This is a genomic window from Pseudomonas sp. AN-B15 (genome assembly GCF_019056475.1).
GTDB classification, from domain to species: Bacteria; Pseudomonadota; Gammaproteobacteria; order Pseudomonadales; family Pseudomonadaceae; genus Aquipseudomonas; species Aquipseudomonas parakoreensis.
The window spans coordinates 5,848,675-5,872,610 of record NZ_CP049737.1; the positions used below are offsets into that span (position 1 = coordinate 5,848,675).

24 protein-coding genes and 1 other RNA gene are annotated in these 23,936 nt (G+C 61.2%); 11 read left to right on the forward strand and 14 right to left on the reverse strand.

What is annotated here, in order from left to right; all coding sequences use genetic code 11:
• Window positions 1-14 precede the first annotated feature (14 nt).
• From ubiH to GTQ41_RS26535, 3 genes are read right to left on the reverse strand one after another with little or no spacing between them, the layout of a single operon-like run.
• Window positions 15-1,202 carry a 2-octaprenyl-6-methoxyphenyl hydroxylase gene (gene ubiH, locus GTQ41_RS26525; protein WP_047297216.1) on the reverse strand — a complete coding sequence of 396 codons (1,188 nt, stop codon included), beginning with the start codon at window positions 1,200-1,202 and terminating at the stop codon, window positions 15-17.
• A complete protein-coding gene (gene pepP, locus GTQ41_RS26530) occupies window positions 1,199-2,533 on the reverse strand; it encodes a Xaa-Pro aminopeptidase (RefSeq protein WP_047297217.1) in 1,335 nt (444 codons plus the stop codon). The genes ubiH and pepP overlap by 4 nt, the downstream gene beginning before the upstream one ends.
• A 27-nt stretch (window positions 2,534-2,560) precedes the next feature.
• Window positions 2,561-3,121 carry a YecA family protein gene (locus GTQ41_RS26535; protein ID WP_047297218.1) on the reverse strand — a complete coding sequence of 187 codons (561 nt, stop codon included), beginning with the start codon at window positions 3,119-3,121 and terminating at the stop codon, window positions 2,561-2,563.
• 130 nt (window positions 3,122-3,251) lie between these two features.
• Here GTQ41_RS26535 and GTQ41_RS26540 point away from each other — a divergent pair, with 130 nt between their 5' ends.
• The 4 genes from GTQ41_RS26540 to GTQ41_RS26555 all read left to right on the forward strand — a co-directional run bounded on the left by GTQ41_RS26540 (window position 3,252) and on the right by GTQ41_RS26555 (window position 4,670).
• Window positions 3,252-3,461 (forward strand): TIGR02449 family protein, encoded by a 210-nt coding sequence (locus GTQ41_RS26540; RefSeq protein ID WP_025112001.1) that lies wholly within the window; start codon window positions 3,252-3,254, stop codon window positions 3,459-3,461.
• Window positions 3,458-3,775, forward strand: coding sequence for a cell division protein ZapA (locus GTQ41_RS26545; protein ID WP_008055229.1), 318 nt, complete (start codon window positions 3,458-3,460; stop codon window positions 3,773-3,775). The genes GTQ41_RS26540 and GTQ41_RS26545 overlap by 4 nt, the downstream gene beginning before the upstream one ends.
• A 30-nt stretch (window positions 3,776-3,805) precedes the next feature.
• A non-coding RNA gene (ssrS, locus tag GTQ41_RS26550) (6S RNA) lies at window positions 3,806-3,984 on the forward strand.
• Between the two features lie 80 nt (window positions 3,985-4,064).
• Window positions 4,065-4,670 (forward strand): 5-formyltetrahydrofolate cyclo-ligase, encoded by a 606-nt coding sequence (locus GTQ41_RS26555; RefSeq protein WP_047297219.1) that lies wholly within the window; start codon window positions 4,065-4,067, stop codon window positions 4,668-4,670.
• Between the two features lie 35 nt (window positions 4,671-4,705).
• Here GTQ41_RS26555 and GTQ41_RS26560 read toward each other — a convergent pair whose 3' ends face one another.
• On the reverse strand, window positions 4,706-4,861 hold the full coding sequence (locus GTQ41_RS26560) for a hypothetical protein (RefSeq protein ID WP_086792358.1): 156 nt from the start codon (window positions 4,859-4,861) through the stop codon (window positions 4,706-4,708).
• A gap of 197 nt (window positions 4,862-5,058) precedes the next feature.
• Between GTQ41_RS26560 and GTQ41_RS26565 the strand changes: the two genes are divergently transcribed.
• The 4 genes from GTQ41_RS26565 to GTQ41_RS26580 all read left to right on the forward strand — a co-directional run bounded on the left by GTQ41_RS26565 (window position 5,059) and on the right by GTQ41_RS26580 (window position 10,437).
• Entirely contained in the window at window positions 5,059-5,508 is a 450-nt protein-coding gene (locus GTQ41_RS26565; protein ID WP_047297220.1) for an EVE domain-containing protein, read from the forward strand.
• A gap of 122 nt (window positions 5,509-5,630) precedes the next feature.
• A complete protein-coding gene (locus GTQ41_RS26570) occupies window positions 5,631-6,596 on the forward strand; it encodes an HlyD family secretion protein (protein WP_041072069.1) in 966 nt (321 codons plus the stop codon).
• Window positions 6,593-9,319: a ribosome-associated ATPase/putative transporter RbbA gene (rbbA, locus tag GTQ41_RS26575; protein WP_217325387.1), complete on the forward strand. Its 2,727-nt coding sequence runs from the start codon at window positions 6,593-6,595 to the stop codon at window positions 9,317-9,319. The genes GTQ41_RS26570 and rbbA overlap by 4 nt, the downstream gene beginning before the upstream one ends.
• On the forward strand, window positions 9,319-10,437 hold the full coding sequence (locus GTQ41_RS26580; RefSeq protein WP_047297222.1) for an ABC transporter permease: 1,119 nt from the start codon (window positions 9,319-9,321) through the stop codon (window positions 10,435-10,437). Before rbbA ends, GTQ41_RS26580 begins: the two co-directional genes overlap by 1 nt.
• 16 nt (window positions 10,438-10,453) lie before the next feature.
• Here GTQ41_RS26580 and GTQ41_RS26585 read toward each other — a convergent pair whose 3' ends face one another.
• Entirely contained in the window at window positions 10,454-10,861 is a 408-nt protein-coding gene (locus tag GTQ41_RS26585) for a flagellar basal body-associated protein FliL (RefSeq protein ID WP_027610485.1), read from the reverse strand.
• Between the two features lie 150 nt (window positions 10,862-11,011).
• Here GTQ41_RS26585 and GTQ41_RS26590 point away from each other — a divergent pair, with 150 nt between their 5' ends.
• On the forward strand, window positions 11,012-11,989 hold the full coding sequence (locus tag GTQ41_RS26590) for an NADPH:quinone oxidoreductase family protein (protein ID WP_047297223.1): 978 nt from the start codon (window positions 11,012-11,014) through the stop codon (window positions 11,987-11,989).
• An 82-nt stretch (window positions 11,990-12,071) separates the two neighbouring features.
• Here GTQ41_RS26590 and GTQ41_RS26595 read toward each other — a convergent pair whose 3' ends face one another.
• Window positions 12,072-12,686: an energy transducer TonB gene (locus GTQ41_RS26595; protein WP_047297224.1), complete on the reverse strand. Its 615-nt coding sequence runs from the start codon at window positions 12,684-12,686 to the stop codon at window positions 12,072-12,074.
• Between the two features lie 177 nt (window positions 12,687-12,863).
• Window positions 12,864-13,493, reverse strand: a complete 630-nt coding sequence (locus GTQ41_RS26600; RefSeq protein ID WP_041072059.1) for a hypothetical protein — start codon at window positions 13,491-13,493, stop codon at window positions 12,864-12,866.
• Window positions 13,494-13,719: 226 nt separating this feature from the next.
• Between GTQ41_RS26600 and glpT the strand changes: the two genes are divergently transcribed.
• Window positions 13,720-15,069 carry a glycerol-3-phosphate transporter gene (gene glpT / locus GTQ41_RS26605; protein WP_003229323.1) on the forward strand — a complete coding sequence of 450 codons (1,350 nt, stop codon included), beginning with the start codon at window positions 13,720-13,722 and terminating at the stop codon, window positions 15,067-15,069.
• On the opposite strand, the gene GTQ41_RS26610 is transcribed toward glpT, so the two are convergent.
• Window positions 15,045-15,713 carry a gamma-glutamylcyclotransferase gene (locus tag GTQ41_RS26610; protein ID WP_041072057.1) on the reverse strand — a complete coding sequence of 223 codons (669 nt, stop codon included), beginning with the start codon at window positions 15,711-15,713 and terminating at the stop codon, window positions 15,045-15,047. The genes glpT and GTQ41_RS26610 overlap by 25 nt on opposite strands.
• 353 nt (window positions 15,714-16,066) lie before the next feature.
• Between GTQ41_RS26610 and GTQ41_RS26615 the strand changes: the two genes are divergently transcribed.
• Window positions 16,067-16,540 (forward strand): hypothetical protein, encoded by a 474-nt coding sequence (locus tag GTQ41_RS26615; RefSeq protein WP_047297225.1) that lies wholly within the window; start codon window positions 16,067-16,069, stop codon window positions 16,538-16,540.
• Between the two features lie 9 nt (window positions 16,541-16,549).
• On the opposite strand, the gene GTQ41_RS26620 is transcribed toward GTQ41_RS26615, so the two are convergent.
• The 6 genes from GTQ41_RS26620 to GTQ41_RS26645 all read right to left on the reverse strand — a co-directional run bounded on the left by GTQ41_RS26620 (window position 16,550) and on the right by GTQ41_RS26645 (window position 23,912).
• Window positions 16,550-17,518 carry a CDP-6-deoxy-delta-3,4-glucoseen reductase gene (locus GTQ41_RS26620; RefSeq protein WP_047297226.1) on the reverse strand — a complete coding sequence of 323 codons (969 nt, stop codon included), beginning with the start codon at window positions 17,516-17,518 and terminating at the stop codon, window positions 16,550-16,552.
• Window positions 17,518-18,984, reverse strand: coding sequence for a 4-hydroxy-3-polyprenylbenzoate decarboxylase (ubiD, locus tag GTQ41_RS26625; protein WP_007968427.1), 1,467 nt, complete (start codon window positions 18,982-18,984; stop codon window positions 17,518-17,520). Before ubiD ends, GTQ41_RS26620 begins: the two co-directional genes overlap by 1 nt.
• 69 nt (window positions 18,985-19,053) lie before the next feature.
• On the reverse strand, window positions 19,054-21,054 hold the full coding sequence (locus tag GTQ41_RS26630) for an acyltransferase family protein (RefSeq protein ID WP_047297227.1): 2,001 nt from the start codon (window positions 21,052-21,054) through the stop codon (window positions 19,054-19,056).
• Window positions 21,055-21,247: 193 nt separating this feature from the next.
• The gene (rho, locus tag GTQ41_RS26635; protein ID WP_003229334.1) at window positions 21,248-22,507 is read right to left on the reverse strand and encodes a transcription termination factor Rho; all 1,260 of its coding nucleotides are present in this window, start codon (window positions 22,505-22,507) and stop codon (window positions 21,248-21,250) included.
• A 247-nt stretch (window positions 22,508-22,754) separates the two neighbouring features.
• A complete protein-coding gene (gene trxA, locus GTQ41_RS26640; protein ID WP_003206727.1) occupies window positions 22,755-23,084 on the reverse strand; it encodes a thioredoxin TrxA in 330 nt (109 codons plus the stop codon).
• 120 nt (window positions 23,085-23,204) lie between these two features.
• Window positions 23,205-23,912 (reverse strand): FadR/GntR family transcriptional regulator, encoded by a 708-nt coding sequence (locus tag GTQ41_RS26645; protein WP_047297228.1) that lies wholly within the window; start codon window positions 23,910-23,912, stop codon window positions 23,205-23,207.
• Window positions 23,913-23,936 lie beyond the last annotated feature (24 nt).

Consider the following 23,936-nt stretch of genomic DNA (forward strand, 5'->3'; position numbering starts at 1 on the left):
TGACGATCCGCCGCTCAAGCATCCGGCCGCGTCCCCAGCCCCATGGCCTGACGGGCAAACCAGCGCTTGGCCGGTGGCAGCAGATCGAGACCGAGCAAGCCAATGTTGCGCCCCAGCGACACCAGCGGCTGGGTGCTGCCGAACAGGCGGGTGACCTGATCGGAGAAGCCTACTGTAAGGTCCTGATCCAGCCGCTGGCGCTCGCGATAGGCCTGCAACGTGGCGAAGTCGCCCAGCGCTTTGTCGCTGGCGAGCAGTGCGGCAGCCAGCGCATCGGCATCACGCAGGGACAGGTTGAACCCCTGCCCGGCAATCGGGTGCAGGCTGTGCGCGGCGTTGCCGAGTACGGCCAGATGCGAGCGCACCTGCTCTTCGGCCTCGACCAGCGACAACGGGTACAGATGCCGCGCGCCAACCTGTTTCAGGGTGCCGAGGCGGTAGCCGAATACGCCCTGCAGTTCGCTGAGGAAATCGCGCTCGCTCAAATCGGCCAAACGCTGCGCGTCCATGCCCAGGCGGGTCCAGACCAGTGCGCAACGGTTGTCCGGCAGCGGCAGCAAGGCCATCGGCCCTTCGTCGGTGAAGCGCTCGAAGGCCATGCCGTTGTGCGCCTCGCTCGGGGTGATGTTGGCGATCAGCGCGCTCTGGTTGTACGGACGCTTGCGTACGTTGATGCCCAACTGCTCGCGCAGACCGGAGCGGCCACCATCGGCCAGCACCGCCAGATCACATTCGAGCGTGGTTTCATCGTTGAGGGTCAGGCGATAGCCGTCAGCCAGCGGCTCCATGCGCGTGACTTCCGCCGGGCAACGCCAGCTGATCACGTCTTTATCGAGGTGCTGCCACAGGCACTGGCCGAGCCAGGCGTTTTCCACCACGTAACCCAAGGCCGGCACGCCCTCTTCCATCGCCGACAGACGGGCAGTGGAGAAGCGACCACGGTCGGAGACGTGAATCTGTTTGATCGGCTCGGCGCGGCGGGATATCTCCTGCCACACACCCAGACGCTGGTAGATCTGCCGCGAACCGAAGGACAGCGCCGATGAACGGGCGTCGTAGCTCGGCTGCCAGCTGTCGCCGGGGGCGAACGGTTCGATCAGGACGATTTTCCAGCCGCGCGCCTTGGCCCCGGTCTGCAAGGCCAGCGCCAGACTGGCGCCGACCAGGCCGCCGCCGATGATTGCCAGATTGACTCGACTCATGCCGCGTGGGTCCGTGCTTGCGCCATCAGCGCTTCAATCTCGGCGACGGTTTTCGGTACGCCGCTGGTCAATATTTCACAACCGGTTTTGGTCACTACCACGTCATCCTCGATGCGCACGCCAATGCCGCGCCATTTCTTTGCTACGTTCTGGTTGTCCGGGGCGATGTAGATGCCCGGCTCCACGGTCAGCGCCATGCCGACCTCCAGCACTCGCCATTCGCCGCCGACCTTGTATTCGCCGACGTCGTGTACATCCATGCCCAGCCAGTGCCCGGCACGGTGCATGTAAAACGCCTTGTAAGCTTCGGTCGCGATCAATTCGTCGACCTCGCCTTGCAGCAATCCAAGTTTTACCAGCCCCGTGGTAATCACCCGAACCGTGGCTTCGTGCGCCTGATTCCAGTTTTTGTTCGGGGCGATTTCAGCGAATGCGGCTTCCTGCGAGGCCAGCACCAACTCGTAAATCGCTTTTTGCTCTGGCGAGAACTTGCCGTTGACCGGCCAGGTGCGAGTGATGTCGCTGGCGTAGCAGTCGATTTCGCAACCGGCGTCGATCAATACCAGATCGCCGTCCTTGAGCAGCGCGTCATTCTGCTGGTAATGCAGGATGCAGCTGTTGCGTCCGGCGGCGACAATCGAGCCGTAAGCCGGCATCTTCGCCCCGCCCTTGCGGAATTCGTAATCGAGTTCGGCTTCAAGGCTGTACTCGTACAAACCCGGCCGACTGGCCTGCATCGCCCGGATGTGGGCCTGAGCGGAGATCCGTGCGGCTTTGCGCATCACCTTCACTTCTGCCGCCGATTTATACAGGCGCATGTCGTGCAGCAGGTGATCCAGGGCAACGAATTCGTTCGGTGGCTGGGCGCCGAGGTGCGCCTTGGAGCGGATCACGTTGATCCAGTCCATCAGGTGCCGGTCGAACTCCGGGTTGCTGCCCATCGCCGAATACACGCGGTCGCGGCCTTCGATCAGGCCCGGCAGGATGTCGTCGATGTCGGTAATCGGGAACGCGTCGTCGGCGCCGTAATCACGGATCGCGCCTTCCTGCCCGGCGCGCAGGCCGTCCCACAACTCACGCTCGGCGTTGCGTTCACGGCAGAACAGCACGTACTCGCCATGCTCGCGGCCGGGCATCAGGACGATGACCGCCTGCGGTTCGGGGAATCCACTGAGGTACTGAAAGTCGCTGTCCTGACGATAGACATGCTCGACGTCGCGGTTGCGGATCGCCACCGCGGCGGCGGGCAGGATCGCGATGCTGTTGGGTTCCATCTGCGCCATCAGGGCCTTGCGGCGACGGCTGTATTCCGCTTTGGGGATATGGGTCATGGGCAGATGGCTTTCCCTGGCACGCGATTAATGCAGCGACGGCTTGGCGGCTGGCGGCACGTCGGCTTTCCTGGTTTCCGAGAACAGCAGCAGCGGCGCGACGCGCAGGTATTCCATGACTTCCATGTAATCGTTTTCGCCGTCGTCGGACTCTTCCAGAGCATCTTGCACCTGGGAAATCGCCGCCAGATCCTGCAACACTTCGGTAGCTTCGGTGCTGAGCATGCTGCTGTCGCGGCAGTTCAGGCCGAAACCGCTGAGGAAGCCTTGGCACCATTGGCCCAGTGCAGCAGCGCGCTCGGCCAGCGGCGCGTCATCGGTCGGCAGCAGCAGGACGACGGTCACGTCGCTGCCGGTCAACTCACCCTTGACCATTTCTTGCAGGCCGATCAGGGCGTTGCGGACGTTGTCCTGGATATCGCCTTCGAGCAGTTCGGCGGCGTCGATCAACCAGCCTTCGTTATCGAAGCCGGCGCCGGCGCAGCTGCGGCCGAGCAGCAGGCCATGCAGTTCGGCAGGCGAGACGTTGTGGCCGCTGGCAGTCAGCAGGGTGGCAAAGGCTTGGTACGGGGAATTCGCAATGGTCATGGGCAGCTAGGCGCCAGACGGCGCTATGTCTAGAATGAAGGCCTTGTATCCTACATCGACAGACTCGCCAAGACTATTAAAGGCTGTCCGCCAGCTATCCCATCAGACAGACTCCGACTCAGTGGACACAATGGAAGACACCGACCTGCAAGCGCTGATGGCCAGACTCGAACTGCTGATTAGTCGAGTGGAGCAACTTAAGAGTCAAAACGCACTCTTACTAGCTCAGGAAAAGACCTGGCGCGAGGAACGCGCTCACCTCATTGAAAAAAACGAAATCGCCCGGCGTAAGGTCGAATCGATGATTTCGCGCCTCAAGGCCCTGGAGCAAGACTCATGAGTTCAAGCAATAGCGTTACCGTGCAGATCCTCGACAAAGAATATTCGATCATCTGCCCCCAGGAAGAACGCAGCAATCTGGTCAGCGCCGCCCGCTACCTGGACGGCAAGATGCGCGAGATCCGCAGCAGCGGCAAAGTCATCGGCGCCGACCGTATCGCCGTGATGGCCGCGCTGAACATCACCCACGACCTCTTGCACAAAGAAGAGCGCCCGGACATCCAGGCCAGCGGCTCGACCCGTGAACAGGTGCGCGACTTGCTCGATCGTGTCGATCTGGTGCTGGCGACCGATCCGGACGTCACCAAGGGCTGATTCGCCGGGCCGCTTGAGGTATACTCGCGGCACTCCCTGGGGTGCTTGCCAGTTGACGATGTCCCTGAGCCGATTTGCACTACCCTGGAGGTTGCACGTTGGGCTGGTGTGCATGTCCGCCAGACGGAAAGCCTTAAAGTCTACTGCATCCTCCACCTTGAACTTTCGGGTTCAAGGGCTAAGTTGACAGCGGTTCATCCGGGGAGCCTGATTCGAATCCGATGCCGGTTTTTGCCGGCATCGGATTTTTTATGCGTGCGTTTCCGCCCTCACCTGCCGAAGCCGAACCATGACCGAACCCGCGCTGCTGCCCCGCCCGCAACTCCGCCGTCTGCTGCGCAAGGCGCGCCGCGCATTGACCCCGAGCGAACAACGCCAGGCCGCCAAAGGCCTGTTCCGCCAACTGGCGCAAGACCCGCACTTTCGCCGGGCCAGACACATTTCCCTGTACCTGCCCACCGACGGTGAAATCGACCCGCGCCTGCTGCTGCGCGAAGCCCAGCGGCGCGGCAAGGCCACCTACCTGCCAGTGCTCAGTGCCTGGCCGCGAACCAAGATGGTGTTCCAGCGGATTCGCCCGGGCGACAAGCTCAAGCCCAATCGCTTTCGCATTCTCGAACCGCGAGCCAATCTGGCTCAGCAACGCAGGATCTGGACCCTGGATCTGGTGTTGCTGCCACTGGTTGGGTTTGACGATGTCGGCGGACGGCTGGGGATGGGCGGCGGATTCTACGACCGCAGTCTGGCCTACCTGGCCCGGCGCAAAACCTGGCGCAAGCCGACGTTGCTGGGGCTGGCCCATGAATGTCAGAAGGTCGAACGCCTGGCGCAGGCCAGCTGGGATGTACCGTTGCAGGGCACGGTCACCGATAAGGCGTGGTATTTCGCAGAGTAGACGCCGCGCAGGTCAGCGGCGTCGGGAAGGCTGTTTCAGCGCTTGAACGCGGTCGACTGTTGGACCTGTTGCGCGACTTCAATTGGCGCATCGGTCTTGCTGGTCCACAGACTTTGCGCATAACCGGTGGTCACGACGCCCAGGCCGAACAAAATAACCAAAGTCCATAGCAAATCCGGTTTGCGTTTCATCGATTGCCCCCCTCAAGGCACATCATCACGATGACAGCAGCGGTTTCCGTTCGTAGGCCGTGCAGCAGCGTCAAGCTTTAAAGGCCGGCATTTTGCGACAACGTGAACCCGGGCGCAAATGCTGACGTCAACCGACTGTCGGTTTGTCATAAAATTGCCCGACAACCTGTCCAATCACCGCTTGAGGAGCAAAAGACATGGCCTATTGGCTGATGAAATCCGAGCCGGACGAACTCTCGATCAAAGGCCTGGAGACACTCGGAAAAGCGCGCTGGGACGGGGTTCGCAACTATCAGGCGCGCAATTTCCTGCGGGCGATGGCGGTCGGGGATGAGTTCTTTTTCTACCACTCCAGTTGCCCGGAACCGGGGATTGCCGGAATCGGCAGGATTATTCAGGCAGCGTACCCGGATCCCACCGCACTGGACCCCGAAAGCCATTACTTCGACCCGAAAGCCACGCCCGAGAAAAACGCCTGGAGTGCCATCGATGTTGCACACGTCGAGACCTTTGCCCGGGTGCTGAAACTGGATTATCTGAAGCAGCAGACCGCACTGGCCGAGATGCCGCTGGTGCAAAAAGGCAGCCGTCTTTCGGTCATGCCGGTGACCGCCGAACAGTGGGCCGTCGTGCTCGGATTGCGTTGAGAACTCTCCGGTCACGGTTTTTTACCCGAAAAAAGGGCTAGGCTTGGCGCTCATTTGACTGACATCAAGCGAGTGAAACGCTTGAACAGTCAGACTGGACGCCACAGCCGCAGGATGCCCCCATGTCGACGCACAGCCGTTCTTCACTTCTATATGCCGGTTCGCTCCTGGTGTTACTCGCCGCCGCTGGTGGCCTCGGTTACTGGATGTCGATCAGCAGCCGGCTGGTCGAGGGGCTGTCGATGGGCAACGGGCGCCTGGAAGCCACCGAGGTGCAGATCGCCAGCAAGACTCCCGGGCGCCTGGCCGAGGTGCTGGTGGATGAAGGCGACAAGGTCAGCAAAGGACAACTGCTGGCGCGCATGGACACCCGCACCCTCGAAGCCCAGCGCAATCAGGCCGAAGCCGAAGTCCTGCGCGCCCGGGAAAATCTCAACGCCGCCCAGGCCAATGTGCAGTTGCGTCAGAGTGAGCTGCTGCTGGCCCAGCAAGAGCTCGGCCGCTCGCAGTCACTGTTCAAGCACGGTTACGTCAGCGCGCAGATCATCGATCAACTGCAGTCGCGCATTGGCACCGGCAACGCTGCGGTGACCGCAGCCCGCGCCCAGGTATCGGCCGTCAGCGCAACAATCGGCGCAGCGCAGGCGCAGGTGGCGCAGCTGACCAGCGAAATCGACGACAGCCTTCTGCGCGCGCCGATTGATGGCGTGATCCAGCTGCGCATGGCCGAACCCGGCGAAGTGCTGGGTGCCGGCGGCCGGGTCTTGTTGCTGATCGATCCCAACGACCAGTACATGAACCTCTATCTGTCAGCCGCGGTGGCCGGGCGCCTGGCCGTGGGCGATGAGGCGCGCGTGCTGCTCGATGCCTTGCCCGATAAACCGCTGCCGGCAAAAATCAGTTTCGTCGCGGCCAAATCGCAATTCACCCCCAAAGAAGTCGAGACTCGCGACGAGCGACAAAAACTGGTGTTCCGCGTCAAGTTGCGCCTGACCCAGCCCAGCGCCGTGCCACAGGCCAAGCCCGGCATGCCCGGCGCCGGCTATGTGCGGATCGCACCCGTCGAATGGCCGGCCAATCTGCAATGAGCAGCCTTGCGGTTCAAGCGAACGGTATCGCCCACCGCTACGGCAAACAGCAAGCGCTGAACGAGATCGCCTTCAGCCTGCCCGCCGGAACCCGCTGCGGGTTGATCGGCCCCGATGGCGCGGGCAAGTCCAGCCTATTGGGGTTGATCGCCGGCGTGAAAACCCTGCAACAAGGACAACTGGAAGTGCTCGGAGGCGCGATCCAGGATCGCCGGCATCGCGACACACTCTATGCACGCATCGCCTTCATGCCGCAGGGGCTGGGCGGCAACTTGTACCCCGAACTGTCGATCCGCGAGAACATCCAGTTCTTCTCGACGCTGTTCGGCCTGTCCAGGGCTGAAAGCGAGCAACGCATGCACAGCCTGTTGCTCGCGACCGACTTGCTGAAATTTGCCGAGCGCCCCGCCGGCAAGTTGTCCGGCGGCATGAAGCAGAAACTCGGGCTGTGCTGCGCGCTGATCCATGAGCCCGACCTGTTGATCCTCGATGAGCCGACCACTGGCGTCGACCCGCTCTCGCGCCGGCGTTTCTGGGAGCTGGTCGACGACGTGCGCAGCCAGCGCCCGCAACTGACGCTGCTGGTCGCCACGGCGTATATGGAAGAAGCCGAGCAGTTCGAGCATTGCCTGATGCTCGACGCCGGCCAGTTGATCGCCACCGGCTTGAGCCGCGAGCTGGCGACCGTCACCCCCAGCGGCAAACTCGATGACGCCTTTACCCATTTCCAGGGTGACAGCCAGCACGACGCTCAACCGTTGGTGATTCCACCGCGCACCGGCAACAGCAATGACATCGCCATCCAAGCCCACGACCTGACGCTGCGCTTCGGCGATTTCACCGCTGTGGATCACGTCAGTTTTGCCATTGGCCGTGGCGAGATTTTCGGTTTTCTTGGCTCCAACGGCTGCGGCAAGACCACCACCATGAAAGTCCTGACCGGGCTGATGCCGGCCAGTGAAGGCAGTGCAACGCTGCTCGGCAACCCGGTGAACGCCAAGGATCTGGCCACGCGCAAGCGGGTCGGGTTCATGTCGCAGAGCTTTTCGCTGTATGGCGAACTCAGTGTGCGACAAAACCTCGAACTGCACGCGCGGCTGTTCGACCTGCCCACAACCGAGAGCACACAGCGCATCGAGGCATTGATTCAGCGCTTCAATCTGCTCGCGGTCGCCGACCAGCCTTCCGGGGCGTTGCCATTGGGGCTGCGTCAGCGTCTGTCGCTGGCGGTGGCAGTGCTGCACCGCCCGGAAGTGCTGATCCTCGACGAGCCAACCTCCGGCGTCGATCCGGCAGCCCGCGATGACTTCTGGCGACTGTTGATCGAGTTGTCCCGTGAACAAGGCGTGACGATCTTCCTCTCCACGCATTTCATGAACGAAGCTCAGCGCTGCGACCGCATCTCACTGATGCACGCCGGCAAGGTCCTCGCGTGCGATACCCCGGCGGCTCTGCAACGCCAGTTCGCCGGAGAGACGCTGGAAGCGGCCTTCGTCACTTGCCTGGAACAGGCGCAGGGCGTTCAGGCATCGGCGCCTGAGGCCGAGCCGCAAATGGCGCCGCCGAGCGCAGCGACAACGCCAATGCCGCGTCACGGTTTCAGCCTCGGTCGCCTGTTGGCAGTGGCCCGTCGCGAAGGCAAGGAACTGCTGCGCGACAAGGTGCGCATGGCGTTCGCACTGGCGGGGGCGATTTTCATGATGGTGATTTTCGGCTACGGGATTTCCCTGGACGTGGAAAACCTCGCGTTCGCCGTGTACGACCAGGATCAGACGCCGCAGAGCCGGGCTTATCTTGAGGCGTTTCGCGGCTCCCGCTACTTCGACGAGCAGCCGGCCATTCATGACCCACAGGAGCTGCACCGGCGCCTGCAACGCTCGGAAATCAAATTCGCACTGGAAATCCCGCCCGGATTCGGCCGCGATCTGTACGCCGGGCGCCAACCCGCTGTGGCGGCGTGGCTGGATGGCGGTATGCCGTTTCGCGCTGAAACCAGCCGCAACTATGTTGAAGCCGTGCACCTGGCCAATCTGCAACAACTGGCCGAGCAAAGCAGCCCCGCGCTGGCCCACCCGGCGGCGGCCAGTCTGGAAACCCGCTTTCGCTATAACCAGGACGTGGTCAGCGTCAACGCCATCGGCCCCGGGGTCATGGCGCTGATCCTCGCCTTCATTCCTGCGATGCTGACGGCGTTGGGCATCGTGCGCGAAAAGGAGTTGGGCTCGATCACCAATTTCTACGCCACGCCCCTGACGCGTCTGGAGTTTCTGCTGGGCAAGCAGGCGCCGTACCTGCTGGTCAGTCTGGTCAACCTCGCGGTGCTGGTGGCGATGAATCGCTGGCTGTTCGGCGTGCCGTTCAAGGGCAGCCTGCTGACGCTGGCATTCGGCGGCCTGTTGTACGTACTGGCGACCACCAGCATGGGCCTGCTGATTTCGGCGTTCACCCGCACACAAATCGCCGCGATCCTCGGCACCATGATCATCACCAGCTTGCCGACCATCCAGTTCTCCGGGCTGATCGTGCCGCGCTCGTCGCTGGAGGGTGCGGCTGCGGTGATGGGCATGCTGTTTCCGGCGGGGCACTTCCTCGACATCGCGGTGGGCACGTTCACCAAAGCGCTGGACGTGCGTCAGCTGTGGCCGCAGTGCCTGGCGCTGTTCGGGTTCTTTGTCGGGTTCACCGGGCTGAGCCTGATCATGCTGAAAAAGCAGGAGGCCTGATGCACAAGTTCGCACATATCCTGCGCCTGGGCCTCAAGGAACTGACCAGCCTGCGCCATGACAGCGTGTTGCTGCTGTTTCTGTTCTACGCCTTCACCGTGGCGATCTACATGCCCGCCGCGGGTTCGGTGATTGGCGTACACAACGCCAGCGTGGCCATCGTCGACGAAGACCACAGCGCCCTCTCGCGTCAGTTGGCCCAAGCCCTGCAGCCGCCAGAGTTCCAGACGCCGGTACTGTTGCCTTACCCTCAGCTGGACCAGGTGATGGACAGCGGTCAATACACCTTCGTCATCAACATTCCGGCGGGGTTTCAAACCGATCTGCTGGCGGCGCGGCAACCGGCGATTCAGGTCAATGTCGACGCCACGGCCATGAGCCAGGCATTCATGGGCGCTGGCTACATTGGCCGGATCTTTCAACGCGAGTTACTCGACTATGCAGGTCAGGGTGAAGCAGCGACCAAGGCGCCGGTGCTACTGACTACTCGCGCCCTGTTCAACACCAATCTGGAGGGTGGCTGGTTTCTGGCGGTGATTCAGATCGTCAACAACATCACCATTCTGGCGATCATCCTCACCGGCACGGCGCTGCTGCGCGAACGCGAACACGGCACGCTCGACCACTTGCTGGTGCTGCCGCTGACGGCGCTGGAAATCATGCTGGCGAAAATCTGGAGCAACCTGCTGGTGGTGGTGCTGTGCACCTGGTTGTCGCTGGAAGTGGTGGTCAAAGGCCTGCTGGGCGTGCCATTGGCCGGCTCGATGAGCCTGTTTTTACTGGTGACGGCGGTTTATCTGTTTGCCAGCACCGCGCTGGGCATCTTTCTGGCGACGCTGGCGCGTTCGACGCCGCAGTTCGGCCTGCTGGCGATTCCAGTGATCATCCCGATGTTGCTGCTGTCGGGCGGCAGCACACCGCTGGACAGCATGCCGCAATGGTTGCAGTGGGTGATGCAGGGCTCGCCGTCCACGCACTTTGTCAGCCTCAGCGCCGCGATTCTGTTTCGCGACGCCGGGCTGAGCGTGGTCTGGCCGGACTTGCTGGCGCTGACGGCCATCGGCCTGCTGTTCTTCCTCATTGCGCTGGCACGCTTTCGCAAAAGCCTGGCGTCCTGAACAGCGGTCAGTGTGGTTACTGAATGATCAGGTTGTTGAACAACAGATCTTCAACCACCGGCTTGCCGGTCTCGTCATTCATCACTTGCTGGGTCTGCTTCAGGGCTTCCTGACGCAGCTTTTCCTTGCCTTCGATACTGCCCATCGCCTCGGTGGTCTGCTGAGTGAACAGCGCCACCAGTTGATTGCGAATCAGCGGTTCGTTGGCCTTGACCAGTTTGGTCGCCTCTTCACCGGTCACACGCAGCGCCACGTCGGCCTTGTAGACCTTCAGCTTCGGCGTGCCGTCCAGCCCGTAATTGCCCACGAACGGCGGGCTCAGGGTGATGTAGTTGACTTTCGGCGCCTCGCCTTCTTTGGCTTCTTCGGCCAGCGCTGCCACAGGCAGAGACAGGGCCAGCAACAACATGATCCACGCTTTCACAATTCGCTCCTTATCCGGTTTGCGGCCTAGCATAACGACCCGCCGCGCAAGCACAAGCTTATGGCTGACTATCAGGGCCGGGCATGCTCGTTGACCCGTTGACTGACATACCTACACTTATCGGCCATCACTCCCAAAGGAATAGCCCTGATGAAAGCCGTGCTGTGCAAAGCCTTCGGCCCTGCCGAATCGCTGGTGCTGGAAGACGTCGCCAGTCCTGTCGCGAAGAAGAACGAAATCCTGCTGGAGGTGCATGCCGCCGGGGTCAACTTCCCGGACACACTGATCATCGAGGGCAAGTATCAATTCAAGCCGCCCTTCCCGTTTTCCCCCGGGGGCGAAGCGGCCGGCGTGGTCAGCGCCGTCGGTGAAAAGGTCAGCCATCTGAACGTCGGCGACCGGGTCATGGCCCTGACCGGCTGGGGCAGTTTCGCCGAACAGGTCGCGGTGCCGGGCTACAACGTGTTGCCAATCCCGCCGTCGATGGATTTCAACACGGCCGCCGCATTCAGCATGACCTACGGGACTTCGATGCACGCCCTCAAGCAACGGGCGAACCTGCAACCGGGCGAGACCCTGCTGGTGCTCGGCGCTTCCGGTGGCGTCGGCCTGGCGGCAGTGGAGATCGGCAAAGCCATGGGCGCCCGGGTCATTGCCGCCGCCAGCAGCGCGGAAAAACTCGCCGTGGCCAAGGCGGCTGGCGCCGATGAACTGATCAACTACAGCGCAACCAGCCTCAAGGACGAAATCAAACGCCTCACCGACGGCCAGGGCGCCGACGTGATCTACGACCCGGTCGGCGGCGACCTGTTTGACCAGGCCATTCGCGCCATCGCCTGGAACGGCCGCCTGCTGGTGGTCGGCTTCGCCAGCGGACGCATCCCCGAACTGCCGGTCAACCTCGCGCTGCTCAAAGGTGCAGCCGTGCTCGGCGTGTTCTGGGGCTCCTTCGCCCAGCGCCAGCCACAGGACAACGCAGCGAACTTCCAGCAACTGTTCGGCTGGTTCGCCGAAGGCAAGCTGAAACCGCTGGTGTCGCAGGTGTACCCGCTGAGCAACGCGGCGCAGGCGATCAACGATCTGGGGCAGCGCAAGGCGGTGGGCAAGGTGGTGGTGCAGGTGCGCTGAGTTTTTCCCGGCCGGCGCCCCTTGGAGCCGGCCCGATTCGCGCCAGGCAGCAACACAGCTTCAATCTCAGCGGCGCTGGTTATCAAAGCAACTCACGAACCTCTCCCGGCAGAAAGCTCATGTATCTACGCATGGGAGCCTCGCGGCAGCCTCTGACGATCATCGGTACGCGCCGATTCATCCTGGCGATGATTGCCAGACGTTGATCATCGGCCAACTGACTCTTGTGGATCGCGTTCGAAAGGTAAGCGCGGGTGTAATGAAACACGTCCGCGTCGACCCAGGCGTACTCAGGCATGCTCCTGAAACTGCCATTGATGACATGACACTTCACTGACTTCAGCCACTGATTGAGGTGGATCGGCTCGTCCCGGCCCAGTCGAAAGAGCATCGGTGCCACTACGGGCTGTTCTGCAGGCCGCCCGTTTTCAGTCGTCCAGGGCTTGAAGCGCCACTGTGTTATTGCGTCTTTGACTGCCTCAGCCAGATCAGGGTGATCACTTTGCACAATGTTGATCGCGCTGACCGAACCATCCGCCTTGACGACAAAACTGACCCTGACCTCGCCTTCGACCCCGGCCCTGCGCAACAGCTTCGGGTAAATCGGCTTGGGAATGTTTTCCGGTATGAGTAACCCTTCCGCTGCCAGCGCAAGACTGAAGATCGTCAATAAAAGCCCAGCAAAGAACCACCGCATGATCTCGCCCCTTCCCGATTGAGATGCCTGTCCGGCAACAACAGAAAGGTTACGGAGCACTGCCTGTTAACTGAATGGCGCAGCTTCGCTATTGAATGCAGGATATTTCCTGATCCTGACAAGAAAACAGGCGAACGCCCTGCGCAACGGGCTTCAGGTACATTTTCTGACGGATGTTTAGCCGCCGCTGGTCGCTGCCGCGTCGCCCGGCAACAGATGTTCCTGCACCTTCAGGCTGCGGGACGGAATCAGCCGTCCCTTGTCATCGAAGCGCAAAACGATCAGCCAGTCGAAGACTTCATCCGGCCATCTTTCCTGCCCCATCAGCGCTGTGGGATCGCCACCAAAGGCCTTGAGCAGTTTATTGATGTGGCCGTGGTGCCAGGCGATCAGCACCGTTTGCGCCTGATTGCTCTTGCGCAACAGTTTGACCAATTGATGCAGATCGCCATTGACGTAGGGCTGCTCGATCGCGAGGTTCAGACGTTGGGCCAGCGGGGTCAGGGTCAGGCGCGAGCGCGAACTCTCCGGGGTGTCGCCGGCAGCGATCAAACGCTGGGGCGTGAGTGTCTGGCCGTCGAGTTTCAGCGGATTGAAATAGTCGACGTAGGCGGCCGCGCGTTGCTCGCCTCGGGCATTGAGCACCGATCCTGTATCCGGTTTTTCCGCATGCCGGATGATCAGCACTGTAGCGTTGCGCAGGCCGGAATGGGAAGGATGATCGGTGACGATCAATGTCAGCAGCACAACGGCGAGCCCCGCCGCCACCAAGAACCTCGGCACCAACATGCGAACCTTCAGGGCCATTTCCTATCTCTGCTGATCAATTGGCTGAACGGGCCGCGAGTCTATGCCACACCCTGTTGATAAGTGGTGAAAACGTCCTGTTTTTACAGCTGAGCGACAGGTTCGTAAAAGAACATGCGACTTCCAACATTTTCCGCTGTTTTGCCGATGCGAACCGGTGCTATTTTCGGTAACGAAACTGTAACATTCGCATCCGCAGTCAAAACAAGAAATCTGGAGCTCTTGAATGTTTGCTTTCTTTCGTCCTGCCGCACATCAGGCTCCATTGCCTGAAGAAAAAATAGACAGCACTTACCGACGCCTGCGCTGGCAGATCTTCGCCGGTATCTTCTTTGGCTACGCGGGTTACTACCTGCTGCGCAAAAACTTCTCGCTGGCCATGCCGTACCTGATCGACGAAGGCTACAGCCGTGGCGATCTGGGTCTGGCGATGTCGGCCATTGCCATCGCCTACGGTCTGTCGAAGTTCCTGATGGGCCTGGTGTCCGACCGTTCCAATCCGCGCTACTTCCTGCCGTTCGGCTTGCTGGTGTCGGCTGGAGTGATGTTCATTTTCGGTTTCGCGCCGTGGGCGACGTCCAGCGTGACCATGATGTTCATCCTGCTGTTCATCAACGGCTGGGCCCAGGGCATGGGCTGGCCGCCGAGCGGACGCACCATGGTGCACTGGTGGTCGCAGAAGGAACGGGGCGGCGTGGTCTCGGTGTGGAACGTGGCGCATAACGTCGGCGGCGGTCTGATCGGCCCGCTGTTCCTGATCGGCATGGGCCTGTTCAATGACTGGCACGCAGCGTTCTACGTCCCGGCAGCGGTAGCGCTGGGCGTGGCGGTGTTTGCCTTCATCACCATGCGCGACACCCCGCAATCGGTCGGCCTGCCGCCGATCGAGAAGTACAAGAACGACTACCCGGAAGGCTATGACGCCAGCCACGAAGACGAATTCAGCGCCAAGGAAATCTTCGTCAAATACGTGCTGCGCAACAAAATGCTCTGGTACATCGCCATGGCCAACGTCTTCGTCTACCTGCTGCGCTACGGCGTACTGGACTGGGCGCCGACCTACCTCAAAGAAGCCAAGCACTTCGACGTCGACAAGACTTCGTGGGCTTATTTCTTCTACGAGTGGGCGGGCATTCCGGGCACGCTGCTGTGCGGCTGGATGTCGGACAAGATCTTCCGTGGCAACCGTGGCCTCACCGGCATGGTGTTCATGGCACTCGTGACCGTGGCGACGCTGGTGTACTGGCTGAACCCGGCCGGCAACCCGACCGTGGACATGATCGCGCTGTTCTCGATCGGTTTTCTGATCTACGGCCCGGTGATGCTGATCGGTCTGCAGGCGCTGGAGCTGGCACCGAAGAAAGCCGCCGGCACGGCAGCAGGCTTCACCGGTCTGTTCGGCTATCTGGGCGGTTCGGTCGCAGCGAGTGCGGCGATGGGCTATACCGTTGACCACTTCGGCTGGGACGGTGGTTTTGTCCTGCTGGTGGGCGCTTGCCTGCTGTCGATGGCCTTCCTGGCCCCGACGCTATGGCACAAGCAAGTCGCCAGTCAGAGCCGCGAAGCCGTCGCCTGATCGGCTTTTGCCTGACAGCGCTTGAGCCGCGCCTCCAGATTTCGATCCGGCATGGCGTGGCTGCGCAGGGCGTGGGCGGTCTGCTCGACATAATCGCGAGTGGTGCCGTAGCGCCCGCAAGCGCTTTCGAACACCTGACTCAGCACATGATCCGGCAAGTTGCCGGCATAGCTGGGCAGGTGTCGCTCCAGAACAAACCCCAACGCCTGAACCTGACTGCCATCTTCGAGCCGGCAGTTCAGCCAGTGCGGGCGATAGGACGGGAACGGCATCTCGCGTTTCCACAGCGCGTACAGCGCAGCGTCGAGATTCTCTTCCGGCAGCCGATAGGCGAAGCCGCTGCACGAACCGCCACGATCCAGACCGAACACCAGCCCGGGCATTTCCGGCGTTCCACGATGCTCATGCGACCACAGGTACAAGCCGCGATGGTAACCGTGGACTCGCCCGCGCACCCGCTCCACCGCCGTGCACTCCGGGCGCCAGATCAGCGAGCCGTAAGCGAACAGCCACACCGGTCCACCCTTGTGGCGCGCCATGGTCGATTGCATCGAGACGAGAAGTTGTTCGTGGGTCAGCTGCGGCCCCAGATCGAGCCGCGGAGGGTAAGCCAGATTCACAAAAGCAGATTCAATGGCTGTCATGACAGAAGTGTTCGGCCCCGCAAGTATTACAAGATGTAAGCACAATTCGCTTGATAGAACATATAGCAGTAACTGTAAAACGAAAAGTGCTAAAGGATGTATGACCCGCCTGACAACGATAATGCGGGATCATCTGCCCGGTTATCCGGTTTTATATAGCCTAATACCCTTGCAGCAATATCTTAAATACCCGAATGAAATATGCATAAGCCTTCACTTGTTCAGGTTTCGTTCATGAAGGCGCGGGAAACTACCTACTAAAATGTCGGACTTTCTTTCTTCTCCGTCGCTGAACGCCTACGTATAACGGCCTTCCTCTGGCGCAAGCCATCCCGTTTAACCGAGGCTGCACAATGAACATCCAAAGACTTCTGACCGTATTGCTGATAACTCAGACCGGCCATGCATTGGCCGCGGACGATGGGCAGGACAAGGGTTTCTGGTATGCCCAGACCAGCGTCTACACCCGACATTATTCGCCTGACCCCGAACACAATAATCATCAGGACTTGATCGGCATCGAACGCAATCAGGCTTCCGGCTGGGTCTTTGGCGGGGCAACTTTCCGTAACTCGTTCCGCCAGCGCTCGAACTACGCCTATGCCGGCAAGCGCTATGACAGCAGTGAGTATCCGGTGTATCTGAAAGTCACCGGTGGGCTGTTGCAGGGTTATCGCGGTGACTACAAGGACAAGATTCCGTTGAACCGCTATGGCGTTGCGCCAGTGATCATTCCGTCCGTCGGGACTCACTACGGCCCATTGGCCGCCGAGCTGGTGTTTCTCGGCGCCAATGCGGCGATGGTGACTAGCGGCGTACGTTTCTAGGGGCGGGGCTCAAGATCGCGGCGCGTAGGCAAATACGTCGGCGCGCATCTGGTGCGCATCCATCCCGGCTTCCACCAGCGCATCCAGCGTGCCGTAGACCATCGCCGGCGAGCCGCTGGCGTAGACGTGGAGGGCCTTCAGATCGGCGAAGTCCTCGCACACGGCCTGGTGCAACATCCCGCAGCGCCCTTCCCAACCGCACTGGTCGCTGACCACTTTGTGCAGGAACAGATTGGGCAGCTTCAGCCATTCGTCCCAATGCTCGATGTCGTAGAAATCGTCCGGGCGACGCACGCCCCAGTACAGATGCACCGGGTGTTTGAAGCCGTTGGCGCGGCAGTGTTCGATCAGGCTGTGAATCTGGCCCATGCCGGTGCCGGCGGCGATCAGCACCAGCGGCCCGTCAGGCAATTCGGCAAGATGCGTGTCGCCGAACGGCAGTTCGACGCGCACCAGCGGGTTGCGCTGCAGTTGCTCGATCAGGCTCAGCGCACTGGCCTCACGGGCCAGCACGTGGATTTCCAGATCCCGTCCGCCGTGCGGTGCCGAGGCCATGGAGAACGCTGACTTTTCACCGTTCTCGCGCTCGATCATCAGGTACTGCCCGGCGTGATAACGCGGTGGCTTGCCGGCCGGCGCACGCAGGCGCACGCGCCAGGTGTCGCCGCCGACATCCCGGCATTCGATGACCTGACACGACAGGCTGCGCACCGGCAGTTCTCCCAGCGCGAGCACGCCATCCCACAGCAGGACGCAGTCTTCCAGCGGCTCGGCTATGCAAGTGTAGAACTCGCCGTGGTCCTGCACCTTGCCGGCCTGCTCGACCCGGCCTTCCACCAGCAGCGCCGCACACACGTGGCAATTGCCGTTGCGGCAGCTTTGCGGGCAGTCGTAGCCCAGGCGCCGCGCACCATCGAGAATCCGCTCGCCGGGCCGTATCTCAAGCACCGCTCCGGAGGGCTGCAGGGTTACACGCATCAATCTATTCCTAACTGATTCCAGATGGCATCGATCCGCTGGGTGACGGCGTCGTCCTTGACGATCACACGGCCCCACTCGCGAGTGGTTTCGCCCGGCCACTTGTGGGTGGCATCCAGGCCCATTTTCGAGCCCAGGCCCGAGACTGGCGAGGCGAAGTCGAGGTAGTCGATCGGCGTGTTGTCGATCATCACCGTGTCGCGCTTGGGGTCCATGCGCGTGGTGATGGCCCAGATCACGTCGTTCCAGTCGCGGGCATTGATATCGTCGTCAGTGACGATAACGAACTTGGTGTACATGAACTGTCGCAAAAACGACCAGACACCGAGCATCACGCGCTTGGCATGCCCCGGATACGACTTCTTCATCGTCACCACGGCCATGCGGTACGAGCAGCCTTCCGGCGGCAGGTAGAAGTCGGTGATTTCCGGGAACTGCTTCTGCAGGATCGGCACGAATACTTCATTCAGCGCCACGCCAAGGATCGCCGGTTCATCCGGCGGACGGCCGGTGTAGGTGCTGTGGTAGATCGGTTTGATCCGGTGGGTGATGCGCTCGACCGTGAACACCGGGAAGCTGTCGACTTCGTTGTAGTAACCGGTGTGGTCGCCGTACGGGCCTTCATCGGCCATTTCGCCCGGATGGATCACGCCTTCGAGGATGATTTCGGCAGTGGCCGGCACTTGCAGGTCGTTGCCGCGGCACTTGACCAGCTCGGTGCGGTTACCGCGCAGCAGGCCGGCGAAAGCGTATTCGGAAAGGCTGTCCGGCACCGGCGTCACGGCGCCGAGGATGGTCGCCGGGTCGGCGCCCAGCGCGACCGACACCGGGAACGGCTGGCCCGGATGCTTTTCGCACCACTCGCGGAAGTCCAGCGCACCGCCACGGTGGCTGAGCCAGCGCATGATCACCTTGTTGCGGCCGATCACTTGCTGACGGTAAATACCGAGGTTCTGGCGCTCCTTGTTCGGGCCTTTAGTGACAGTCAGGCCCCAAGTGATCAGCGGACCGACGTCGCCGGGCCAGCAGGTCTGCACCGGCAGCATCGCCAGGTCGACGTCGTCACCTTCGATAACCACTTCCTGGCACACCGCGTCCTTGACGACTTTCGGTGCCATCGAAATGATCTTGCGGAAGATCGGCAGCTTCGACCACGCGTCCTTCAAGCCCTTCGGCGGCTCCGGCTCCTTGAGGAAGGCCAGCAGCTTGCCGATCTCGCGCAACTCGCTGACCGACTCGGCGCCCATGCCCATGGCTACCCGCTCAGGGGTGCCGAACAGGTTGCCGAGCACCGGAATGTCATAACCGGTGGGTTTCTCGAACAGCAGCGCCGGGCCCTTGGCCCGCAGCGTGCGATCGCACACCTCGGTCATTTCCAGCACCGGCGAGACGGGAATCTGGATGCGTTTCAACTCTCCGCGCTGCTCAAGCTGCTGCACGAAATCCCGAAGATCCTTGAATTTCATTGACGATGGCACCCTCAAAATAGGCGTACATCCTACCTGCTATGCAGCCCTGTGGCAGCCTGTCGCTGCTTACTTGGCTGCATTGGTCTGCGCTTTCCCCCGGTTTTCCCGGGCTTGCAGGCTCATAAACAGCGGCTCGAGGATCGGCGCAACGAAGCGTGCGCCGACTTCGGACAAGTGATTGTCGTCGGTGTACAGCGAATAGCCGCCGAGTTCAGCGTGGCACAAGCCTTTGTCATCGCACAGCCGTGGCGCCGGATCGACCACGCGCACGGCCGGATCCTCCTGCGCAAGTTGCGCAAACAGTTGACTGATGAACACCTGGCGTTTGTGGTGCGCTTCGACGTCCAGCCCGACGTCATCGACCGGACGATCAAGCATCGCCAGACGTGTCAGCCGATAGGGCGGACTGAACGCCTGCAGCGGCGCCTCTTTCACCAGCCATACGCGATGCCCGCCGGCACGCAATTGCGCCACTCGGGCCCGCAGACCTTCGGCCAGGCGCCGCTCGGCGTCGGCACGATCATAGCGGCCATCGGTGGTTCTCAGCACATGGCCCAGATCACCTTTGGCATCGCCGTACAGGTACAGGCTCCAGCGCGCAACCAGCACCACATCGCTGACCGATTGCGCCTTCAGCCCCTGCTCGACACGCTGGTTGAAACGCGCACAGACACCGTCATGTTCCAGTCGATCGACCGGAATGCAGCCGGGAGAACTGGCCAGGATCACGCTCACGCCGTAGGCCTTGGCGCCGTCATCGAACACCGGGATCAGCGCCGTGGCGTGACTGTCGCCCCAGACCATGGCGCGGCTCGGCAGGTCCGTCATGCCGTAATGGCAGAACAGCTTGTCGTCCGGGGTCTTGTCATCCGCCAGACACGCCATCAGCTCCGGCCGCCACTCGCGGCCCTTGGCGTATTGCAGGGCCTGCTCGGACAGGCGCCATGGCAGGCCATCGGTCCAGCGCAGCGATTGCCCGGCCAGACCGAGCACCAGGATGCCGCAGAAACCGGCCAACAGAATCTGCCGACGGCCGGCGAGCAAACGCCGTTCACGGAACGGCGTTTCGACGAACTTCCATGACAGATAACCCAGCACCAGGGTCAGCAGGATCAACCCGGCCGTGTCGAGCGCGCCCGGCTCATCGACGCTGGCGTAGCTGGAAAACACGAACACCGGCCAGTGCCACAAGTACCAGGAATAGGAAATCAGGCCGAGGCCGACCATCACCCGACTGCTCAACAATTGACCAACCAGCGTTTCGCGATGACCGTTGGCCAGAATCAGCAGCACCACGCCCAGCACCGGCAGCAGCGCGGTCGCTCCCGGGAACGGCGTCGACTTGTCGTAAACGAACACTGCCAGCAGGATCAACCCCATGCCCAGCAGGCTCAAGGCCTGGGCGGCCAGCGGTTTCAAACGCCAGGCGTGTTTCGGCGCAATCGCCAGCATCGCCCCGGCCAGCAACTCCCAGGCACGCATCGGCAGCAGGAAGAAAGCTTTCTCCGGATGATGATTGATCGCCCACACACTCAGCCCGAACGACACCAGCAGCACAGCGAACAGCGCCAGCCGCCAGTGTTTCAACCGGCTCGAGAGCAACGTCAGCAGCAGCGGGAAGAAGATGTAGAACTGCTCTTCCACCGCCAGTGACCAGGTATGGAGCAGCGGTTTCAAGTCAGAGGCGACGTCGAAGTAACCGTCCTGGCGCATGAACAGAATGTTCGAGACGAACGTCACCTGATAGCGCACCGAACGCCCCAGCTCTTCGTAGTCCTTGGGCGCCAGCAGGAACCAGCCCACCGCCAGCACCGCAATGATCATCGCGAACAGCGCCGGCAGAATCCGCCGCGCACGCCGAGCCCAGAACTCGACGAAACTGAAACGCCCGGCTTGACGCTGGTTCCAGATGATCGAGGTGATGAGGTAGCCGGAAATCACGAAGAACACGTCCACGCCGACAAAACCGCCGGTAAACCCCGGAACGCCAAAGTGGAACAGCACCACGGCGATCACCGCGACTGCGCGCAGGCCGTCGATATCCCTTCGATAAGCGAGTGTGCTCATAAAATCTTTAATGCCAATCAGGTGGTGGTTTTTATACAGCGCGAGCCCGAGTCGAGAGGCTCGCGAGCGCTGCTGGTTGTAGTGCCCGATCACAGACCTTACCAGATCGGGAACCTCCCATAATCCGGGCAAAATTCAGGCAAAAAAATGGCGCCCCGCGCGGGACGCCATTTTTATCGGTTCAGCGGCGATGTTACTTGCGTTTCATCGACAGGAAGAACTCGTCGTTGGTCTTGGTCGTTTTCAGCTTGTCGACCAGGAACTCGATGGCAGCCACTTCGTCCATCGGGTGCAGCAGCTTGCGCAGAATCCACATGCGCTGCAGTTCGTCATCGGCAGTCAGCAACTCTTCGCGGCGGGTGCCGGAGCGGTTGATGTTGATGGCCGGGAACACACGCTTCTCGGCGATCTTGCGATCCAGAGGCAGTTCCATGTTGCCGGTACCCTTGAACTCTTCGTAGATCACTTCGTCCATCTTCGAGCCGGTTTCAACCAGCGCGGTGGCGATAATGGTCAGCGAGCCGCCTTCTTCGATGTTGCGCGCAGCACCGAAGAAACGTTTCGGTTTCTCCAGGGCGTGAGCATCGACACCACCGGTCAGCACCTTGCCGGAGCTCGGGATCACGGTGTTGTAGGCACGGGCCAGACGGGTGATGGAGTCGAGCAGGATCACCACGTCCTTCTTGTGTTCGACCAGGCGCTTGGCCTTCTCGATCACCATTTCGGCAACCTGCACGTGACGGGTCGGCGGTTCGTCGAAGGTCGAGGCAACCACTTCGCCGCGCACGGTACGCTGCATTTCGGTCACTTCTTCCGGACGTTCGTCGATCAACAGCACGATCAGGTGAACTTCAGGGTTGTTACGCGCGATGTTCGCGGCAATGTTCTGCAGCATGATCGTTTTACCGGCCTTCGGCGGTGCAACGATCAGACCACGCTGGCCTTTGCCGATCGGGGCGCACAGGTCGATCACACGACCGGTCAAGTCTTCGGTGGAACCGTTACCGGCTTCCATCTTCATGCGCACGGTCGGGAACAGCGGGGTCAGGTTCTCGAAGAGAATCTTGTTCTTCGCGTTCTCGGGACGATCGAAGTTGATCGTGTCGACCTTGAGCAGCGCGAAGTAACGCTCGCCTTCCTTTGGAGGGCGGATCTTGCCAACGATGGTGTCACCGGTACGCAAGTTGAAACGACGGATCTGGCTCGGCGAGACGTAGATATCGTCCGGGCCGGCGAGGTAGGAAGCGTCAGCGGAGCGCAGGAAGCCGAAGCCGTCCTGGAGAATCTCCAGCACGCCATCACCGGAGATTTCCTCGCCGCTTTTCGCGTGCTTTTTCAGCAGGGAGAAAATCACGTCCTGCTTGCGCGAACGGGCCATATTTTCTATGCCCATCTGTTCGGCCAATTCGAGCAGTTCGGTAATCGGCTTTTGCTTGAGTTCAGTCAGATTCATATAGGAATGACGTAATCATTTATGGAGGGGGGAAATTAAGCTTTTGGCTTAATGAGGCCGCGCCGCGGAGAAGGCGACAGGATCGCGAACTTGTTCGAAAAGGAGTGCGTCGGCGACGGCTAGCAGGGGGCAGTGGAGAAACCAGTGCGGGGCCGAATGTACCACCTGAGTTTCGGAGCGTCTAGCCCTGAATACGCAAAAAGCCCCGCAAATTGCGAGGCTTTTTTTTGGCGATTTACAGCGACGCTTAGATGTTGGCGTCGAGGAAAGCAGCCAGTTGCGACTTCGACAGGGCGCCGACTTTGGTCGCTTCAACGTTGCCGTTCTTGAACAGCATCAGCGTCGGAATACCACGCACGCCGTGCTTGGCCGGGGTTTCCTGGTTTTCGTCGATGTTCAGTTTGGCAACGGTCAGTTTGCCTTTGTAGGTCTCGGCAATCTCGTCCAGAACCGGAGCGATCATTTTGCAAGGGCCGCACCATTCAGCCCAGTAGTCGACCAGTACAGCGCCTTCGGCCTTGAGTACGTCGGCTTCGAAGCTGGCGTCGCTAACGTGTTTGATCAGATCGCTGCTCATGGAATTCTCCAGGTTGTAAGCAAAAAAACGTGGCCCATCATATCCGCCCTTCCCTTGTTCAGGAAGCCGCAGTTGATTGAGTCTTGCTATGGCGCCCCATGAGTCTGGGTATAGCCCAAGTCACGCAGTGGCGGGGGCGATGAAGGCGATCCCGGTGCGCAGCGCCGCGTTGCGCACGTGCTCTTGCATGGCCTTCTGGGCGGCGGCGGAAGCCCGGCGCGCGAGGGCACGAAGGATCTTGCGGTGTTCCTGCCAGGTCTCCATCGCCCGTTCGGAGCGGATGAACGGTAGCTTCTGGCTCTCAAGAAAGATTTCGGCGCTGGCGGTGAGGATGCTCAGCATCGCCTGATTGCCGCTGGCCAACAGGATGCGCCGGTGGAATTCGAAGTCGAGTTTCGCGGCGGCCTCGAAGTCCCCAGCCTTCAATTGCTCGCGCAATGCCGCAACGTTGTCCTCCAGCGCATCCAGATCGATCGTGCTCAAGGTCACCGCCGCCAGCCCGGCGGCAAAACCCTCCAGCGCATAGCGCAACTGAAAGATGTCCAGCGGCGAGGCCTGCGCCGCAAACGGCCAGCCCGGCGCATGGTCACCCTGCGCAATGTCCACCGGTGCCAGCACGAACACGCCTTTGCCCGGCTGGATGCTGACCACGCCCAGCGCACTGAGCGACGACAGCGCCTCGCGCAACGACGCCCGACTGACCCCCAGTTGCACCGCCAGATCCCGTTGCGACGGCAACGCATCGCCCGCACCGAACCCCTGTTCGGTGATCAGTTTGCGAATCGCTTGCAGCGCCACTTCGGGTACGGCGCGGGAGATCGAGTTCATGGTTTTTAAGATGAGTCAGGCCAA

What these genes read in the sequence shown, in the direction of transcription:
- ubiH (WP_047297216.1), bottom strand. Translation starts at nt 1,202, where the DNA reads ATGAGTCGAGTCAATCTGGCAATCATCGGCGGCGGCCTGGTCGGCGCC.
- pepP (WP_047297217.1), bottom strand. Translation starts at nt 2,533, where the DNA reads ATGACCCATATCCCCAAAGCGGAATACAGCCGTCGCCGCAAGGCCCTG.
- GTQ41_RS26535 (WP_047297218.1), bottom strand. Translation starts at nt 3,121, where the DNA reads ATGACCATTGCGAATTCCCCGTACCAAGCCTTTGCCACCCTGCTGACT.
- GTQ41_RS26540 (WP_025112001.1), top strand. Translation starts at nt 3,252, where the DNA reads ATGGAAGACACCGACCTGCAAGCGCTGATGGCCAGACTCGAACTGCTG.
- GTQ41_RS26545 (WP_008055229.1), top strand. Translation starts at nt 3,458, where the DNA reads ATGAGTTCAAGCAATAGCGTTACCGTGCAGATCCTCGACAAAGAATAT.
- GTQ41_RS26555 (WP_047297219.1), top strand. Translation starts at nt 4,065, where the DNA reads ATGACCGAACCCGCGCTGCTGCCCCGCCCGCAACTCCGCCGTCTGCTG.
- GTQ41_RS26560 (WP_086792358.1), bottom strand. Translation starts at nt 4,861, where the DNA reads ATGAAACGCAAACCGGATTTGCTATGGACTTTGGTTATTTTGTTCGGC.
- GTQ41_RS26565 (WP_047297220.1), top strand. Translation starts at nt 5,059, where the DNA reads ATGGCCTATTGGCTGATGAAATCCGAGCCGGACGAACTCTCGATCAAA.
- GTQ41_RS26570 (WP_041072069.1), top strand. Translation starts at nt 5,631, where the DNA reads ATGTCGACGCACAGCCGTTCTTCACTTCTATATGCCGGTTCGCTCCTG.
- rbbA (WP_217325387.1), top strand. Translation starts at nt 6,593, where the DNA reads ATGAGCAGCCTTGCGGTTCAAGCGAACGGTATCGCCCACCGCTACGGC.
- GTQ41_RS26580 (WP_047297222.1), top strand. Translation starts at nt 9,319, where the DNA reads ATGCACAAGTTCGCACATATCCTGCGCCTGGGCCTCAAGGAACTGACC.
- GTQ41_RS26590 (WP_047297223.1), top strand. Translation starts at nt 11,012, where the DNA reads ATGAAAGCCGTGCTGTGCAAAGCCTTCGGCCCTGCCGAATCGCTGGTG.
- GTQ41_RS26595 (WP_047297224.1), bottom strand. Translation starts at nt 12,686, where the DNA reads ATGCGGTGGTTCTTTGCTGGGCTTTTATTGACGATCTTCAGTCTTGCG.
- GTQ41_RS26600 (WP_041072059.1), bottom strand. Translation starts at nt 13,493, where the DNA reads ATGGCCCTGAAGGTTCGCATGTTGGTGCCGAGGTTCTTGGTGGCGGCG.
- glpT (WP_003229323.1), top strand. Translation starts at nt 13,720, where the DNA reads ATGTTTGCTTTCTTTCGTCCTGCCGCACATCAGGCTCCATTGCCTGAA.
- GTQ41_RS26610 (WP_041072057.1), bottom strand. Translation starts at nt 15,713, where the DNA reads ATGACAGCCATTGAATCTGCTTTTGTGAATCTGGCTTACCCTCCGCGG.
- GTQ41_RS26615 (WP_047297225.1), top strand. Translation starts at nt 16,067, where the DNA reads ATGAACATCCAAAGACTTCTGACCGTATTGCTGATAACTCAGACCGGC.
- GTQ41_RS26620 (WP_047297226.1), bottom strand. Translation starts at nt 17,518, where the DNA reads ATGCGTGTAACCCTGCAGCCCTCCGGAGCGGTGCTTGAGATACGGCCC.
- ubiD (WP_007968427.1), bottom strand. Translation starts at nt 18,984, where the DNA reads ATGAAATTCAAGGATCTTCGGGATTTCGTGCAGCAGCTTGAGCAGCGC.
- GTQ41_RS26630 (WP_047297227.1), bottom strand. Translation starts at nt 21,054, where the DNA reads ATGAGCACACTCGCTTATCGAAGGGATATCGACGGCCTGCGCGCAGTC.
- rho (WP_003229334.1), bottom strand. Translation starts at nt 22,507, where the DNA reads ATGAATCTGACTGAACTCAAGCAAAAGCCGATTACCGAACTGCTCGAA.
- trxA (WP_003206727.1), bottom strand. Translation starts at nt 23,084, where the DNA reads ATGAGCAGCGATCTGATCAAACACGTTAGCGACGCCAGCTTCGAAGCC.
- GTQ41_RS26645 (WP_047297228.1), bottom strand. Translation starts at nt 23,912, where the DNA reads ATGAACTCGATCTCCCGCGCCGTACCCGAAGTGGCGCTGCAAGCGATT.